The 15853-nt window shown below is 43.2% G+C and carries 8 protein-coding genes; 2 read left to right on the forward strand and 6 right to left on the reverse strand.

Annotated features, from left to right (window positions below):
* Position 1 precedes the first annotated feature (1 nt).
* Both ACT7WV_RS09255 and rfbF read right to left on the reverse strand, forming a co-directional pair.
* Positions 2–1000 carry an NAD-dependent epimerase/dehydratase family protein gene (locus tag ACT7WV_RS09255; RefSeq protein ID WP_463424238.1) on the reverse strand — a complete coding sequence of 333 codons (999 nt, stop codon included), beginning with the start codon at positions 998–1000 and terminating at the stop codon, positions 2–4.
* A complete protein-coding gene (rfbF, locus tag ACT7WV_RS09260) occupies positions 978–1829 on the reverse strand; it encodes a glucose-1-phosphate cytidylyltransferase (RefSeq protein WP_445102628.1) in 852 nt (283 codons plus the stop codon). The genes ACT7WV_RS09255 and rfbF overlap by 23 nt, the downstream gene beginning before the upstream one ends.
* A gap of 916 nt (positions 1830–2745) precedes the next feature.
* On the opposite strand from rfbF, the gene ACT7WV_RS09265 reads away from it, so the two are divergent.
* Positions 2746–4746 carry a glycosyl hydrolase family 28-related protein gene (locus ACT7WV_RS09265; protein WP_445102629.1) on the forward strand — a complete coding sequence of 667 codons (2001 nt, stop codon included), beginning with the start codon at positions 2746–2748 and terminating at the stop codon, positions 4744–4746.
* A gap of 528 nt (positions 4747–5274) precedes the next feature.
* Here ACT7WV_RS09265 and ACT7WV_RS09270 read toward each other — a convergent pair.
* From ACT7WV_RS09270 to ACT7WV_RS09285, 4 genes are all read right to left on the reverse strand, one after another.
* Positions 5275–6060, reverse strand: a complete 786-nt coding sequence (locus ACT7WV_RS09270; protein ID WP_445102630.1) for a WecB/TagA/CpsF family glycosyltransferase — start codon at positions 6058–6060, stop codon at positions 5275–5277.
* 1276 nt (positions 6061–7336) lie between these two features.
* A complete protein-coding gene (locus ACT7WV_RS09275; protein WP_445102631.1) occupies positions 7337–7690 on the reverse strand; it encodes a DUF1830 domain-containing protein in 354 nt (117 codons plus the stop codon).
* A gap of 851 nt (positions 7691–8541) precedes the next feature.
* Entirely contained in the window at positions 8542–8931 is a 390-nt protein-coding gene (locus ACT7WV_RS09280) for a hypothetical protein (protein WP_445102632.1), read from the reverse strand.
* 279 nt (positions 8932–9210) lie between these two features.
* Positions 9211–9888 (reverse strand): response regulator transcription factor, encoded by a 678-nt coding sequence (locus tag ACT7WV_RS09285; RefSeq protein WP_445102633.1) that lies wholly within the window; start codon positions 9886–9888, stop codon positions 9211–9213.
* A 438-nt stretch (positions 9889–10326) separates the two neighbouring features.
* Here ACT7WV_RS09285 and ACT7WV_RS09290 point away from each other — a divergent pair, with 438 nt between their 5' ends.
* Entirely contained in the window at positions 10327–15843 is a 5517-nt protein-coding gene (locus tag ACT7WV_RS09290) for a PAS domain S-box protein (protein ID WP_445102634.1), read from the forward strand.
* Positions 15844–15853: the final 10 nt, after the last annotated feature.

Below are 15853 nucleotides of genomic sequence, written 5' to 3' on the forward strand. Positions count from 1 at the left end.
CTTAACTCACTGTAGTAGATACTGGTGCTTTAGTTCTCCAGCGTAGATTTTCATCCAACTGTCCGGTACTCAGTAATTGTTGGATGTGAGCAATGCGTTGGTATTTGGGCCCTTCAAATTCTTCTAGGGTTAACCCAACTTTTTGATAGGCAGCGTATAATTCTTGGGCTCCTTTGCGAGCGTTCCATTGTGGTTGGAATTCTGGCAAGGTCTGGGCAATTTTGCTACAGTCAACCCGATAACAGCGCTTATCAGGTCCAGCATCCTTGGCATATTCAATCTGACAGCCAGGGACTGTTTCTTGAACAATGTCAGCCAGTTCTCGAATTTGATAGTTATCTTCGTTTCGTCCCACATTGAAAGCTTGATTATGGACTAAATCACGTGGTGCTTCGAGAACAGCAATAAAAGCCCGTGAAATATCTTCAATATGGACAATCGGACGCCAGGGGGTGCCATCGCTCTTGATATAAACTCGACCTGTAGTCAGGGCCCAGGCAACTAGATTGTTAAGTACCAAGTCAAAGCGCAGGCGGGGTGATACACCGTAGGCAGTAGCATTGCGCAGAAAGACAGGACTGAAGTTATCGTCTGCTAACTGAGTAACGTCCTGTTCAACGCGCACTTTGGAAATGCCGTAGGGTGTGACTGGGTTAAACTGCGATTCTTCGGTTAACCAGTCTTCACCACCTGCACCATAGTTACTGCAAGAAGAGGAAAAGACGTAGCGTGCGACTCCTGCTTCTTTGGCTAACTTAGCCAGATGTACTGAAGCCAGATGATTGATCTCAGATGTTAAGTCTGGATTCAGGTTGCCTAATGGGTCATTGGACAACCCTGCTAGATGAAATACAGCATCAAATCCTTCGAGGTCAGATATCTCAACATCGCGGACATCTTTGATCAGTTCCGGGATATCCTGAATTCCCTCTCCAAATGTGGAGCGCTCAAAAAGGTCGCTATCTAGTCCGACAACTTCATGTCCTTTGGCTAGTAGCATAGGCACCATGACCGTCCCGATGTAACCCTTGTGACCCGTCAATAATACTCGCATCTTTTTCCTCCCAAGTTTTCCATGGTGCATTACCGCTCTGCCAAAGGCTTTCCAACAAGCGCTTGTCGCGCAGGGTGTCCATGCATTGCCAGAACGAGTTATGTTGATAAGCCATTAGTTGACCATCTTTGGCTAATCCCTCTAGTGGTGCCTTTTCCCACTGGATATCATCGCCTTCGATATAGTCAAAAATTCCCGGTTCTAGTACAAAAAATGCACCATTGATCCAGCCCTCTCGCGTCTGGGGCTTTTCCGAGAATTCCGTAATCTGGTCACCATTAAGTTCTAAGTGACCAAACCTTGCTGTTGGACGTACCGCAGTTAAGGTAGCTAACTTGCCATGAGAGCGATGGAATTCCAGTAAACTTTGCAAATTTATGTTAGAAACCCCATCCCCCCAAGTCAGCATAAATGTCTCGTTGTTTAAATAGGGGGCAAGGCGTTTAATGCGACCGCCAGTATTAGTTGTGATACCGGTGTCGATTAAATCAACAGTCCAATCTTGTTGATCACCACCATGCTTTTTGATTTCTCCATTTTGGAGGTTTACTGTGAGGTTACTGTTGAGGGAACAGTAGTCCACCATGTATTTTTTGATCACCTCACCCTTATAGCCAAGGGCAATAGCAAAATCATTGAGACCATAGTGGGCATAATGCCTCATGATGTGCCAGATAATTGGCTTACCGCCAATTTCTACCATGGGCTTGGGTTTGCTTTCGGTTTCTTCGGCAAGGCGAGTACCCAGACCGCCAGCAAGAATCGCTACTTTCATAAGAAAACGTCTCGTGTTAACGACCCATTTCTTTTCACAAACTTGGCAAAAATACTTGTTAGGAAATGGTTGATGCAGATATAGTTTAAACTCGATCAAGCTCTTGGCAAACCAAGTTCTGACGAAATTCAGCAGATTAAACAACAGACCAATAAACCAATCTACGGGCTTTGATGATTCTTGATTTTCAACCTACTTTTTAGCGGATAGTCAAACTAAGTTTAGCTCAAGCTTTCTAAGTAACCAGTCAAAGACAGCTAAAATCCTATCTATTTTTTGGGGATTTACCTAGTTTCATTCTTTGCCTAACTACTACTAGATCCGTACTATTAAGATGGGTTTTCGTAATCTGCCTAATTCAAGCCTGTTTTAAAGTTACAAAGTCCTCGCGTAAAATTCCCCAAAAAGGGAAAACAGTCACACTATTGTTTGCCGAATTAATTGCACTATCCACTGATGAATCTCCTAGATTATTCGCCGTGAATAATACGATTTTTTTAGAAATATTTGTAGATGCTTTTGGGCAAACGATAAGGATACCAGTATTTCAAAAACAGTCTTAGATAAGCTTGAGTAATAAAACCACCTGACTTGGCCTATCTTAAACAACTACCTTGCCAAATGTCATTATAGAGAGGGCTATCTTTACGTTATCTTTAAGAAAATTAATATTTGAGACTACTGTGAAATTTTCATCTAGACTATTAAGTCACAATTGATGATAAAATTCGCGAATATGCTCTTCTTAATTTGAAGCTAACCTAACTCATCCGATCCATAAGTAGGGAAGGCGCACCGGAGCATATGGAGCAATGAGCTTAAACGTAATAATCCTTACAAAGAGATAGATATTACCTTCCTAAAACCCAGGATAGAGTTAACAGTCTTAACTGGAGAAAGACTCAATAAGAAAGTCATGGAAAATCGCTTGATCTGTTTCTCAGTCAGGACTTACAGTAAATGGCATCGCAAAATTCTTCAGAAAGTGTTGTTGCTAGGTCTCCCACTACGTCAAACCCAAGGGTCAAGACCTAAAAACCGCGCAGCGGTACGTCGGCATCTCGCGGCGGGAAAGTACTTTTCCCTAGCTCTATGCAGTCTACTATGCCTGATAGTACTTCCTTCTTGCCTCTGGGCTTCAGTGAGCAGTCCGGTACCAGCAAACGTTGTTTATCCTGCTGATGCTAACTTGGTAAACGTGCGGGACTATGGTGTTAAGGGCGATGGTGTTAACGACGACACAGCAGCCATCCGCCGAGCCGTGCAGGAAAACTTGACTAATCATCGAACACTTTTATTCCCAGCGGGAACCTATTTAGTCAGTGAGACAATTGACTGGAAAGGACAGGACGGCATATTTGGAGCCTTCCTTACCTGGCAAGGTGAAGGAACTGAGCAAACCATAATTAGACTTAAGAACAATGCCTCAGGCTTCAGTGACCCTGAGCAACCCAAACCCATAACCCGCTCTGGTTCCTTGGGCACTGGGGATACTGGCGCTGGCAATCGCGCCCACAATAACTACATTTTTGACATGACTTTCGATACCGGGAAAGGCAATCCCGGTGCGATGGGGGTAGATTTCAATGCTAGTAATACTGGCGCGATGGAGAACGTTGTCATTGTCTCTGGTGATGGTAAAGGGGTAGTTGGTCTGAATTTAACCCGCGAAGTCGGCCCTTGTCTGATTAAAAAGGTTACTGTTAAGGGTTTCGATATCGGCATCCGGAGTGGCTCAGCTTTATACAGCATTACCCTGGAAAACATCCGTTTAGAAAACCAGAACTTAGTTGGCATTGAAAATAAAGACAACGTACTGGCTATCCGCAAGCTGACTAGCATTAATTCAGTTCCGGCTTTCAGCAACGGCGGCGATTGGCCAGGACCAGTCGTGTTGATTGACTCGGAACTCCGTGGCGGTTCACCACAGGCAGTTGCCATCGAAAACAACAGCCAAATTCTGGTTCGCAACGTCAAGGTTGAAGGATACAAAGCTGCGATTAAGAGTGGAGATAAGCTTGTAGCCGGTCCACAGATAAAAGAGTTTGTCTCAGCTACCCCTATCAGCCTCTTCAATTCTCCACCGAAAACCCTGAACTTGGCAGTTGAAGAGACACCAAAGTTTTTTGACCACGATCTAAACAATTGGGCCAATGTCGAAGCCTATGGTGCCAAACGCGATGACGAGCTAGACGACTCTGAAGGTATCCAGAAAGCTATTGACTCAGGCAAAACCACGGTTTACTTTCCTTCAGGACGCTACAGAATCAACAAGCCAGTAATTGTACGTGGTAATGTTCGCGACCTCGTCGGCTTTCATTCGTGGCTTAGTTCTGACAACATTTTATTCCGTTTCGAGAACCAGGATAACCCCGTACTCCTAGAGCGATTTAACTTTGACAATGGTGTTTTGGAGAATGCGGCATCTCAGCCTGTAGTGGTTCGGCACTCCATAGGACCGAGTTTCTTGAGTACGAGCAACACCAGTACCTGGTTTATCGAAAACATTGTAGCTGCTCGGATCAACATCGGTAAAGGACAAAAGATGTACGCCCGCCAGCTTAATTGTGAGTCACCACCACCTGAGCCGCTGATTAAGAATGATGGCGGTTTGGCTTGGTTGCTTGGCTACAAAACCGAGTTCGGCAATACAGTAGCGGCAACACTTAATGGTGGTAAGACCGAGATTCTGGGCGGTTTATTCTATCCAGCACAGGGAGTTAGTGACCCCAAAATACCGGTGTTACTTAATCAGGACTCTGCGGTTTCCGCTGTATATAGGGAAATTGCCTTTGGTCCAACTTACACAATTCAGGTTGAGGAAACTCGTAATGGCGAGACTAAGACTTTAAGAAGGGACGCCCTGAGTACAGGCAATATGATCGGTGTATCCCTTTATGTAGGATATAACCCTTAACAACTAGAAGAAAAGCGGCAGCCTGGAGTTAGCCTTAATTACTCAAAGAACCCCAACTTAAAAAATCTCAACTCTAGTTTTTTTGATTTTGCAAGTCCAGTTTAATGATGTTTTCCCAGCTTCGGATTTGCGATCGCCTTTTTACCTACCACTCATTAGTAGTAATCCCTCTTTCGTCACTTGGGGAAATAAAGAGGGATTACGAGCTGGGCATCTAAGCTTTAGCATCCCAGATTTCCACCTTATTAGCCCAAATAGCTGAGTATTCACTATATTAATTGACTCTTTGGTAGCCTTCCTCAAGCAATAGAACAGCAAAAGGACTCCCAGAGATGAGATGCTTTATTAAGTAAGAGTCCTTTTACATCTTAATAATTAAACTTCAACTAGTTTATCAATTAGTTTTTATTTATTGAAATCGCCATGTCTCTAGTAAATTAAAAACTAAACGTAAAATAAGGTTACTAGTTGCTTTTTATATTAAACTTACCTCGTAGTGCACTACTCTGATTCAATTGTCACTTAAAATTATTCACGGCAAACTCCAGGGCTACTATTATACTTTAGAGATTGCTTGATAAGCATCCACAAAAAAGCTATATTTGTTCCCCAGTAACGACGCGCTAGTCTTCGCGGTTCTTGACCTAAACGATAAAGCCATTCAAGCCCTATATTGCGAATCCAAGCTGGTGCTCGTTTTTTGAGTCCTGCATATACAGGAAAAGCTCCTCCTAGTCCAATCATGACTGCCTGAATCTTACCCTTATGCTGATCCATCCAGCGTTCTTGTTTGGGACATCCTAGTGAAACAAATACCAAACCAGCTCCACTTTCATTAATCTGCTTAATAATAGCTTCATCTTCGTCCAGAGTCATCGGACGAAAGGGTAAAGGCTCCATACCAGCAATTTTAAGGTTGGGGAATTCTTTATCTAACCTTGTTCTCATACGCTGAAGAATTTCGGTTTGAGAACCCACGAAAAAGACACTGACGTTATGTAGTTGAGCCAACTTACACATAGCCAAAATAATATCTAAACCTGCCACACGATCTTGGGTGTGTAGCCCTCTTTGTCTCATCATCCAGACTAGAGGCATGCCGTCGGGAGTGATGACATCGGCATTATCTAAGACTTTTGCGAAATCTAGATCTGAATGAGCTTCTACAAGCATATGTACATTTGCTACACATACAGTTCTGGACTCGGCACGTTTTGCACAAGTCAAAATTGCTTGCATCTGGTCATCAAAACTGAGAGCAGTAATAGAAATACCAAGTACATGCTCACTAGGTAGAGAAAGCTTGTTAGACATAAGTTTTACTTGCTTAAAAACGAAAGGTTCAATTTGGTATTCAAAAATTGCGGAGTAGCCTAATTAATAGACTTTTTGGATATGGGTCGTCAATCTAGGTAGTCTCTAAAGCTAAAAAAAACAGGGAAGATGTTAAAAATGTAGTTCCTACTCTTGAATACAAAGACTAACCTCTATCAGGAGAAGGAATTTTAATGCTTGATCAGAATTATTACATTAATTACTCTTATTCAACAAGTAGGTTTACGAAAAAAACACAATTTTCTTGGCGGAAAAAGCAATTATGCAATTCTTTTCGAGAAAATTTAACGAGAGTTTATCAAAGCTTCAAAAAAAAGTCTTAAATAAAAATATTCCATAAATTAAGGATAGTGAGTTACCTTTAATATCTAAGATAAATTAATTTGCCCAGAGGAAAATTAGCAAAAAAAATATTTACTGATTTACAGATAAATTACTCTTTCAGGAGGAAAATTTCACCATCTATTTCATCGAAAATTGGTGCTATGATTACCGGTTGTTATGGCTGTTCTATTGGATAGAGTACGCCTGGTAACAACTGAAGGTCTAATACCCCTATTTTGATTTAGTCCGCGTTCACTGTAGGTGTTCCCGAAGAGTAAGTGAACTTTATCTATGTAACCAAAGCTTTTAGTCACCCCCGTTGAAAGAGTGTTATCAAGGGAGATTGGCTATAAATTAAGGAGTCAGGCGTCAGAAAAGAGATAACCCTACTCCACTTCCATGGAAATTGCTACATAGCGGTTCTCGTGGAAGTGGAGTAGGATAGTTAGGGCATTAAGGAAATAAAGTTTGTCAGTGGTAGGTAATGGATTGTGGCTTACAGGTATTGGGTAATGAGTTGAGGATTGTAGGTTTTTTTAGCACCTAATAAGCAATACCTGATACCTGTGCTATACCTCGGTAAGTTGAAATCTGCTGTAAGTCACTGATAAATATTGACTCCTCCGGCGTGTTCATAAGGACACCAGAGGAGTCTAAAATAGCTAGTGGTTAATATCAAATCGAAAAAACTCTATTAACTATTTTTATTGTTTTTATTGGAAGAGCAAGTGTAAACCAGTTTAGTTGTCAAAACTCATTCACCGCACTCTTTTTAAACTTTAACTGGTTGCGGGGCGGAACTCTCCTTATTTCCTTGCAGAGAATGAACAGCAGAGAAGTTCCTCACTATTGAGTACTCAGTTAATTCAGGGTTTAGAGTAAGCTATACCCTAAACCCTGAATTAACAAGAAAAAACCAGCTATTGCTGGCTCAAATCTTCACAGATTCTCTGGAAAATTCTAGGTTATTAACCATCTTAGCATTAGCAATTGTGTTAGAAGACTCTGTCACTTTGCTAGTGCTATTTGAATCACCAACACGCAGGTATTTACAAGAAATACTATCCGATAGGGTTGCTTCATTTAGTGTAGAGCGATGGATTTCTAGCTGTGCAGCAGGTGGTGCTTCAAATAAAAAGCGTTCTTTAGGAAAAACAACGCGCTCGAAATACCAGTTGGGAATATTTGTAATCCGAGTGATTAAGATGTTACTTGTTCCATTGACATAGCAGCAGAGGATTTTCTCAGTGCATTCAGAGGACGAACCGTGGAAATTTTGAGTCATTAGCTGCATTTTTTTTGTGAATTTTACTACTAATCAGCAATTGGCTACTGGGATTAAGCTGCAATTTGAGAATGAGAGATGCCGTAAGTTTTAGTCCGACATTTCCCTAATGTTAACTGACTGCGAGAAATCATACTCTGCTCTTATTTTTACCAAGTTGTCAAAACGCTGGTATTGATTCAGAAGCACCTCATTCGCTCTAATTTAGCACACTCGATAGCTTCAATTTGCCATTTCACCCCCTTGTTATTATTGCAAATTACCAGGGAAGTTGTTAATGTCAATCTCTTAAACTCTTTCATGTTGGTTTCTTCCTGAGATAATTAAATTGCCAAGTTTAACCTAACTTTGATTAGCACTCATTTTGGGCTAATCATGAAGCTTTGTACTGATAAAACGGCTGATTTTATCTAGTAAATAAAGCCCGGAGAAATCTAATTGACTTGCCTTGTTGAGTCATCAGCTAGTTATCCAAGTTTCAAATGGGTAGTTCTACAAAAAGTCAGTCATAGTTAGAAACTAAATTTTTAAGGTCTAATTAATCAGCAACTGGTGTTGCAGTGGCTAAACAGGGGGCAAAATCCTACTTTGAGTTAATCTCATAGGCTCAATCTAGGCAGTTAGCTCGGACAGCAGGTCACAATATTTTGAGTTAGAGCTTACTAGGGCTCCAATAGTGGAGACTGGGCTCATTAATCAAACATTTCAGCTCAATCACCTAGGATGCTGGCATTAAGCAGCTCCTGTTTAGTCGCAAGAGGCATGTTGAGTAAAGATTAGACTGGAGCTTTATTGCTAAAGTCTCTAGATAGTAGAGAAAAAAAAACCAGCCTTGAGCTAGTTCAATTATTCTAATAGTCTGTCGCCGAATCATAGAAAACACTGCCAAAGCCGGGGGAAGGAAAATAACATAGCTTGAGTTGATGATAGATTGGATACTTACTCAAAAAAGTGCTAATTTGAGCAATCTGCTTAACCCCTCTATGATAAGTACAATTCCTTAGTGGCGCACCCAATTCTCGAAATCGATAGGGAAGCTGGGGATTGGACGATTGTTGGGGCTGATCTTTGATAGAAGTGTGGTGTCCAAAATTTTTTTTGCTTAGGCCGTTAACTAACCTAAGGCTTACTTCATGAGCCACAAAGATTTTTTTGGAGATTCTATCCGCATCAAGCTCCACAGCATTTTCAATTTCCTTGTTGACTAGTTCCGGTTCCGGATTTCCCGGTCTTTTAGACATTGACCATAACCTCGCTTTCAGGAACCAGTAGCGAGCGTTAGTCCAATTGAGGTGCTCAGCGCATGGTGACCTTCTGTAGGACGAATGATCCTGTACTTCTAGCACGGATAAAATCTCCCGATTTCAGGCAGGGTGGACAAGCTACAGGTGGTCAACCAGGTAACTGGAGTAGCCACACGATAGCCTATACTTTCTTAACTGAATTGAGTTTACACCCAACAAGTGAAAAATTTAGGCAATAAACATAAAAGAATTAAGTTTTTTTTATGTAAATAAAAGTTAAGACAGTGGTCTGAGGCGGTAACCAATGCTATGGATCGTCTCAATCAAATTATCTGGAGTACCCGCCACTTTAAGTTTATTGCGCAAGCTCTTTATATGAGCTTTCACGGTATCCTGCGATGGAGGAGCCTCGAAAGACCAGACATGTTCAATAATCACACTGCGGCTGAGTACCCGCTTGCCATTACGCATAAATAACTCTAGTAGAGAATACTCTTTAGGAGTTAGACGCAAAGGCTGATCAAGGTAGGTAACTTCATAACTGGATGGATCAAGCTTCAAGCCTCCCCACTCTAATACCGGCGGTGAGGAAGTACTACCTCGACGCAATAGAGCACGCACCCTAGCTAATAACTCTGGCAGATCAACTGGTTTAACTACGTAGTCGTCCGCTCCAGCATCCAAACCGTTGACTTTGTCAGTGCTAGTATCGCGGGCAGTAATTAGCAGGATTGGGGTGCTATAACCATTAGAGCGCAATCTACGGCACAGGCTGATACCATCCAGTTTAGGCAGCATGACATCTAGCAAAATCAAATCATAACTAATAACTTTGGCTTGGGCCCAACCCGCTTCTCCATCATTAACAACATCCGGTACATAGCGCTGATCAGAGAGCGCCTCTGCCAGTGCTTCAGCAAGTTGCACATCATCTTCTACCAGAAGGATTCTCATATCGGAGGTTACTCGGAGTAGATACTACACTTAGAAAACTTGAGGTTCTAACCCCAGCAAGAAAAACACAGCCAACAGAGTCCATCTGGAAAAACAAGATACGAAGAGATAAACCACTTCTAGAATGCAGAGGATCCTTCTCTTTACCGCCGGCAGAACAGCACTGGCAACTAGTAACCAAGTAACAGATAGACTATCCAGTGCACATTTTCATGGAACCGCTCCACCCGAAGAATTCATTAAGCTCCCCCGAAATAAACACCAGTACAACCAGACTAAGGGAGCAACCTAAGCTGTTAAAGCCAGAGTCTCTCTGGTTGGTTCTCAGTAGATAATACCTGAAAATAGACTTTAATTTAACAAAAAAACGGCTTGAGAGTTCTTGCCACGGAAACTGCGAAAACTTTTAAAACTCCACCGAGACTAAGGAAAACACTGATGAAATGGGTCATCGAACAAAAAATTGTTACCAGGGGATTAGAGTTGGCACTGTTGATGCTATCTGGCGTGAGTGCCTTATCTTATTGGAGTCTGACGGCAACAGTAACCACGGCTACCTTACAAACAGTGGTGTTGACGTTAGCGATCATTAATAGTTTCAGCTTAGCCTTGTTAGGCGGGATTTACTATCTTTTACTGGCAGCAACGCCGGAAAAAGAACGCTCAGCTTCTATAGTCTGTCAACTACTAGAGGAACTTAACATTCCAGTTGAGCAACCAAGTAGTAACAGAAGTATCCCCGGAGACTCTTCTCAGCTAGAGCTGCTGTGCCAAACCCTATCGGATAATCAACAAAAATTCAAAACAATCGCCGAACATTCTCCTGATATTATTGCTCGGTTTGACAAAAAGTTAACGTATGTTTACGTTAACCCAGCTGTTGAAAAAGTTGCAGGCATCGCAGCTAAGACATTCATCGGCAAAACTAATCGCGAATTAGGGATGTCCGAGGAGCTAGTGAGACAATGGGAAAGCATCCTGCACAGAATTTTTGAAACTGGTCAGGAACTCGAAATAGAACTCCAGTTTCGTAAACAGCAAGAGACTCGATACTTTCTGTGCCGTCTTGTACCAGAATTTGCCGCAGACGGTTCTCTAGAATTTGTACTAGGCATTTCCCGGGAAATTACTTTACTCAAGCGCTCTTTAAAAGCACCGCAACAGGGAGAAGATGTCTTCCGCAAGATTGCTGAGGCGATACCACTACCGATGACGATTACCCGCGCAGTGGATGGCGTAGTTCTCTATACCAATGAGTCTTTTAGTCCCACTTTTGGTTTAAGTGAACAGGAGTTAATTGGGAAACCCATTCCAGACTTTTTCCATGATACTGCTGAGCGTCATGCTTTCCTGGAGTCTTTGAAAAAAACGGGATATCTCCGTGACTACGAAATTAAAGCTAAGAAAGCAGACGGCACACCCTTCTGGGTAAGCGGTTCTGCGCAATTTGTCAAGTTTAACGGTGAGCAGGCAATATTTGGCACCTTCTACGACATTACCGAGCGCAAGCAAATTCGAGAGGCCCTACAGCTTACCCAATTTTGCATTGATTCTGCCATAGATCCAGTTTATTGGGTAGACTCAAACGCCCGGTTTGTCTACGTTAACGATGCAGCTTGTCACTCCCTGGGTTATTCCCGTGAAGAATTACTCTCCATGAGTGTATTTGATATAGATCCCGATCTAAATACTCTAATCTGGCAAGATGTTTGGCGAACACTCAAGGCAAATGGTTCTCTGAGGAAAGAAGCTTGCCATCAGGCTAAAGATGGCAGAATTTTTCCTGTGGAAATCTCTGCTAAATACCTAGAATTTAATGGCAAAGAGTACTCTTGTAGTTTTGGGCGTGATATTACAGAGCGTAAGCAGGCAGAGAGCGCACTCCGAGAAAGTGAAGCGCGCCTAGAAAGTATCCTGAATAACTCCCCAGCAGCTATTTACCTGAAAAACATCAACGGTGGATACATTCTGGGCAACCGTATCGAAGAAATAAAACGCTCTCTCAACCTAGAGCAAGTTATCGGCAAGACTGATCAGGAACTCTTCCCCAAGGAAACCGCAGACAGGCTTGTCTGGCACGACCAAATGGTGCTTGAGTCTGGAAAAGCTATGGAGTTTGAAGAAGTACTGCCTCTGGGGGAAGATCTCCGAACCTACGTATCGATTAAGTTTCCTGTTTATGACACTGCAGGAAGGCTCTGGGGAGTTGGTGGCATTTCTAGTGACATCACTGAGCGTCGGCAGGCAGAAAGAGCCTTAAAAACCAGTGAAGAGCGCTTTCAGATTGCTCTAAAAAATGCACCGATTATTGTCTTTAATCAAGATACTGACTTACGCTACACCTGGGTTTATAACACTAACCTAGGGTTCAATGCCGAGGCGCTAGTCGGAAAGTTGGAATCGGAGGTGATGTCACCAGAAGATGCCCAACGGCTGACACAGATCAAACAGCCAGTAATTGCCACGGGTGTTGGAGAAAGGGTGGAGACTTTCGTGACTCTCCAAGAAGAAGTGCGCTACTGGGATATGACAGTGGAACCCTTACGGGATCAAGCAGGAGAGATTGTAGGCATTACTTGCGCCGCGACAGATATTACTGAAGTGCGTGTTAGAGAGCAACAACTGCGAGCTATTTTCGAGGGCGCGCTTGACGCTATTACGATCACGGATAACCATGGCACCTTTGTGGAAGCTAACCCTGCTGCTTGCCAGTTGTTTGGTTTGCCCCACTCACAACTCGTCGGTTGTCAGATTGCTAACTTTATCGAGCCTGATTTTGATGGACAACAAGCTTGGCATGAATTCCTTAACCAACGACAGGAAACTGGAGAATTACGCCTGCTGCGTCCTGATGGAACTATAAGGGAGATTGAGTACGCTGCTACCGCTAATTTTATTCCGGGGCGGCATTTGTCAGTACTGCGTGACATTACTGAGCGCAAGCAAGCAGAAGCCGCGCTGCGGGAGAGTGAAGCCCGCTTCCATTCTATGGCAGATAGCGCCCCCGTATTAATTTGGATGTCTGATGCCGATCTTCTTTGTACGTTTTTCAACCAACCTTGGCTCAACTTTAGCGGACGTAACCTAGAAGCAGAAAAGGGCAACGGTTGGCTAGAAGGGGTACATCCTGAAGATCTTCAGTATTGTCTAGATACCTACTTGTCCGCCGCCCAGAAAGGGGAATTGTACACAGTAGAATTCCGCCTGAGAAGAGCAGATGGTGAATATCGTTGGGTGTTAAATACAGGGGTTCCTCGGTTTACCAATGCGGGTAATTTTGAGGGGTATATCGGTTGCTGTATCGACATCACTGAACGCAGGGAAGCTGAAGAAGAACGACGTAGAAGTGAGGCTCGCTATCGTGCCATTGTAGAGGATCAAACAGAACTAATTTGTCGTTTCCGCCCCGACGGCACGATGACTTTTGTTAACGATGCTTACTGTCGCTATGTTCGCCAGCCTCGCCAGGAAATGATTGGCCGCAGTTTCTGCCCCATGATTTTAGCTAAAGATCCCGAAAATATGGAAAAGCTGCTCGCTGTTTTGAGCCGGGAAAACCCTGTGGTGATGAGTGAAGAATATGTCAGCTTGCCCAATATGGAGAGCCGATGGTTACAGTGGATTACCAGGGCAATTTTTAGCGAGGAAGGTGATTTAATTGAGTACCAGGCAGTGGGGCGGAATATTACCTTGCGCAAGCGGGCCGAGGAAGCTTTGCGGGAGAGTCAACGGCTGATCCAGCAAATTGCAGATACCGCTCCCAATCACCTCTATATTTATGACCTGACACAAGACTGTGAGATCTATACCAATCGACAGCTTGAGGAGTTCCTCGGTTACACAGCAGCAGAGTTGCAGGCGATGGGTTCGCAGTTTTTGGCAGAATTTTTACACCCAGAAGATCTCTCCGCTGTTGAGGAATTTAACCAAAGATTTGCTACAGCTAAGGATGATGAGGTCATCGAAAGCGAACACCGCCTGAAAAATGCTCAGGGTGAATGGTGTTGGTTTCATAGTTGGGAGGTTGTCTTTACCAGAACGCCGGAAGGCTTACCACGGCAGATACTCGGTACTTCTATTGATATCACAGAACGCAAGCAGGCGGAGTCGGCTTTACAAGCTAGTGAAGAGCAACTACGAGTCGCTCTCGAAGCTGCGGGGATGAGTACTTGGGAGTGGAATATTCTCACGGACGAATTCAAATGGACTGCCAATTCCCAACTCTTCTGGGATATAGCTGCTAACAGTTTTGATGGTAGGTACGAAACTTTTATTGAGAGTTTACATCCTTCAGACCGCCGCCGCGTCCTTTTAGAGGTAGAACGAGCTGTGCAGGAAGGGAAAAATCATGAGATTGAGTTCCGTGTGATTTCCCCAGACGGTACAATTCGTTGGGTAGCCAGCAAGGGGCAGGTATTTTACAATGAAGCTGGAAATCCAGTCCGTATGGTTGGGGTAGACCGGGATATTACTCAGCACAAACAGGCAGAAGAAGCGGTAGAAAAAAGTGAAGAACTCTACCGTACCATGGCCCGCAACTTCCCCAACGGTGTCGTGCTTTTATTTGACCGCAATTTGCGCTACACCCTGGCTGAAGGTAAAGGTTTATCAGAGTTTGGTCTAGCTAAAGAGTTAATTGAAGGTAAAGTAATTGAAGAAGTCTTTCCGCCGGAAATAAGTAAAGTCAAAGAGCCAGCTGATCGGGCAGCACTTACTGGTAAAGCCACGGTTTTTGAAATGGCTTATGGTGAGCAGATTTATCTAGTACACGTGCTGCCAGTGAAGAACGAGCAAGGAGAAATTTTTGCTGGCATGGCGATGTGGCAGAATATTAGCGATCGCAAACGAGCGGAATTAGCTTTACTAGAAGAACGTAACTTTGTAGCGGCAATTCTGGACACAGCCAATGCATTAATTGTGGTTCTAGACCGCCAAGGAAGAATTGTGCGCTTTAATCGAACTTGTGAGCAAATAACCGACTACTCTTTTGAAGAAGTTAAAGACCGCTATGTTTGGGAAATGTTTTTACTTCCAGAGGATATAGATTCAGTCAAAATAGTAGTTGAAGAGCTCCAAGCGGGTCAATTTCCTAACGAAAACATCAATTACTGGGTAATGCGAGATGGCTCTCGGAGACTGATTTCTTGGTCTAATACAGTTCTTCTTGAGGCTGACGGTTCAGTTAAGTACATTATCTGTATTGGTATTGACATCACTGAACGTCAAAAAGCAGAAGAAGTAAGTCGCGCTTTAGAAAGAGAGCAAGAACTTAGCGCCCTCCGACTTCGCTTTTTTTCGATGGCTTCCCATGAATTCCGCACCCCACTAAGCACCATTTTGATGTCTACTCAGTTACTAGCATCTTGCTCTGAGAACTGGTCAGATGATAAAAGACAAAGAAATTTGCGACGCATTGAATCAGCTACTAAAAATATGATTCAATTACTGGAAGATATTCTGACAATTAATCGGGCTGAAACGGGCAAATTGGAATTCAATCCCACTTCCTTGAATCTCGAACAATTCTGTTTCTATCTTGTGGAAGAGATGCAGTTTAGCGCTGGTCCTGGACGAAGCATAATTTTTGATATTAGAGGTGAATGTCAGAATGCTTACGCTGACCAAAAACTACTGCGTTGCATTATCACTAATTTACTCTCTAATGCCATTAAGTACTCACCTCAAGATAGTCAAATTATTTTCCTGATAGTTATTGAACAGGGTAATGCTAATTTCCGGATTCAAGACCAGGGTATTGGTATACCTATGTCAGACCAACCCCATCTGTTCGAGGCGTTCCATCGGGGAGGAAATATCGATAATATTCATGGCACCGGCCTAGGACTAACTGTGGTCAAAAACTGTGTGGAGCTACACGGTGGCTCCATCACCCTGGAGAGTGAGGTCGGCGTTGGCACGACCTTTACCTTGACAATTCCCATCCAAAAAGCTTAAGAGTTGCCAC

This window comes from Symploca atlantica LB2515, from assembly GCF_052546295.1.

What these genes read in the sequence shown, in the direction of transcription:
- ACT7WV_RS09285 (WP_445102633.1), bottom strand. Translation starts at nt 9,888, where the DNA reads ATGAGAATCCTTCTGGTAGAAGATGATGTGCAACTTGCTGAAGCACTG.
- ACT7WV_RS09255 (WP_463424238.1), bottom strand. Translation starts at nt 1,000, where the DNA reads ATGCTACTAGCCAAAGGACATGAAGTTGTCGGACTAGATAGCGACCTT.
- ACT7WV_RS09290 (WP_445102634.1), top strand. Translation starts at nt 10,327, where the DNA reads ATGAAATGGGTCATCGAACAAAAAATTGTTACCAGGGGATTAGAGTTG.
- ACT7WV_RS09270 (WP_445102630.1), bottom strand. Translation starts at nt 6,060, where the DNA reads ATGTCTAACAAGCTTTCTCTACCTAGTGAGCATGTACTTGGTATTTCT.
- ACT7WV_RS09275 (WP_445102631.1), bottom strand. Translation starts at nt 7,690, where the DNA reads ATGACTCAAAATTTCCACGGTTCGTCCTCTGAATGCACTGAGAAAATC.
- ACT7WV_RS09265 (WP_445102629.1), top strand. Translation starts at nt 2,746, where the DNA reads ATGGAAAATCGCTTGATCTGTTTCTCAGTCAGGACTTACAGTAAATGG.
- ACT7WV_RS09280 (WP_445102632.1), bottom strand. Translation starts at nt 8,931, where the DNA reads ATGTCTAAAAGACCGGGAAATCCGGAACCGGAACTAGTCAACAAGGAA.
- rfbF (WP_445102628.1), bottom strand. Translation starts at nt 1,829, where the DNA reads ATGAAAGTAGCGATTCTTGCTGGCGGTCTGGGTACTCGCCTTGCCGAA.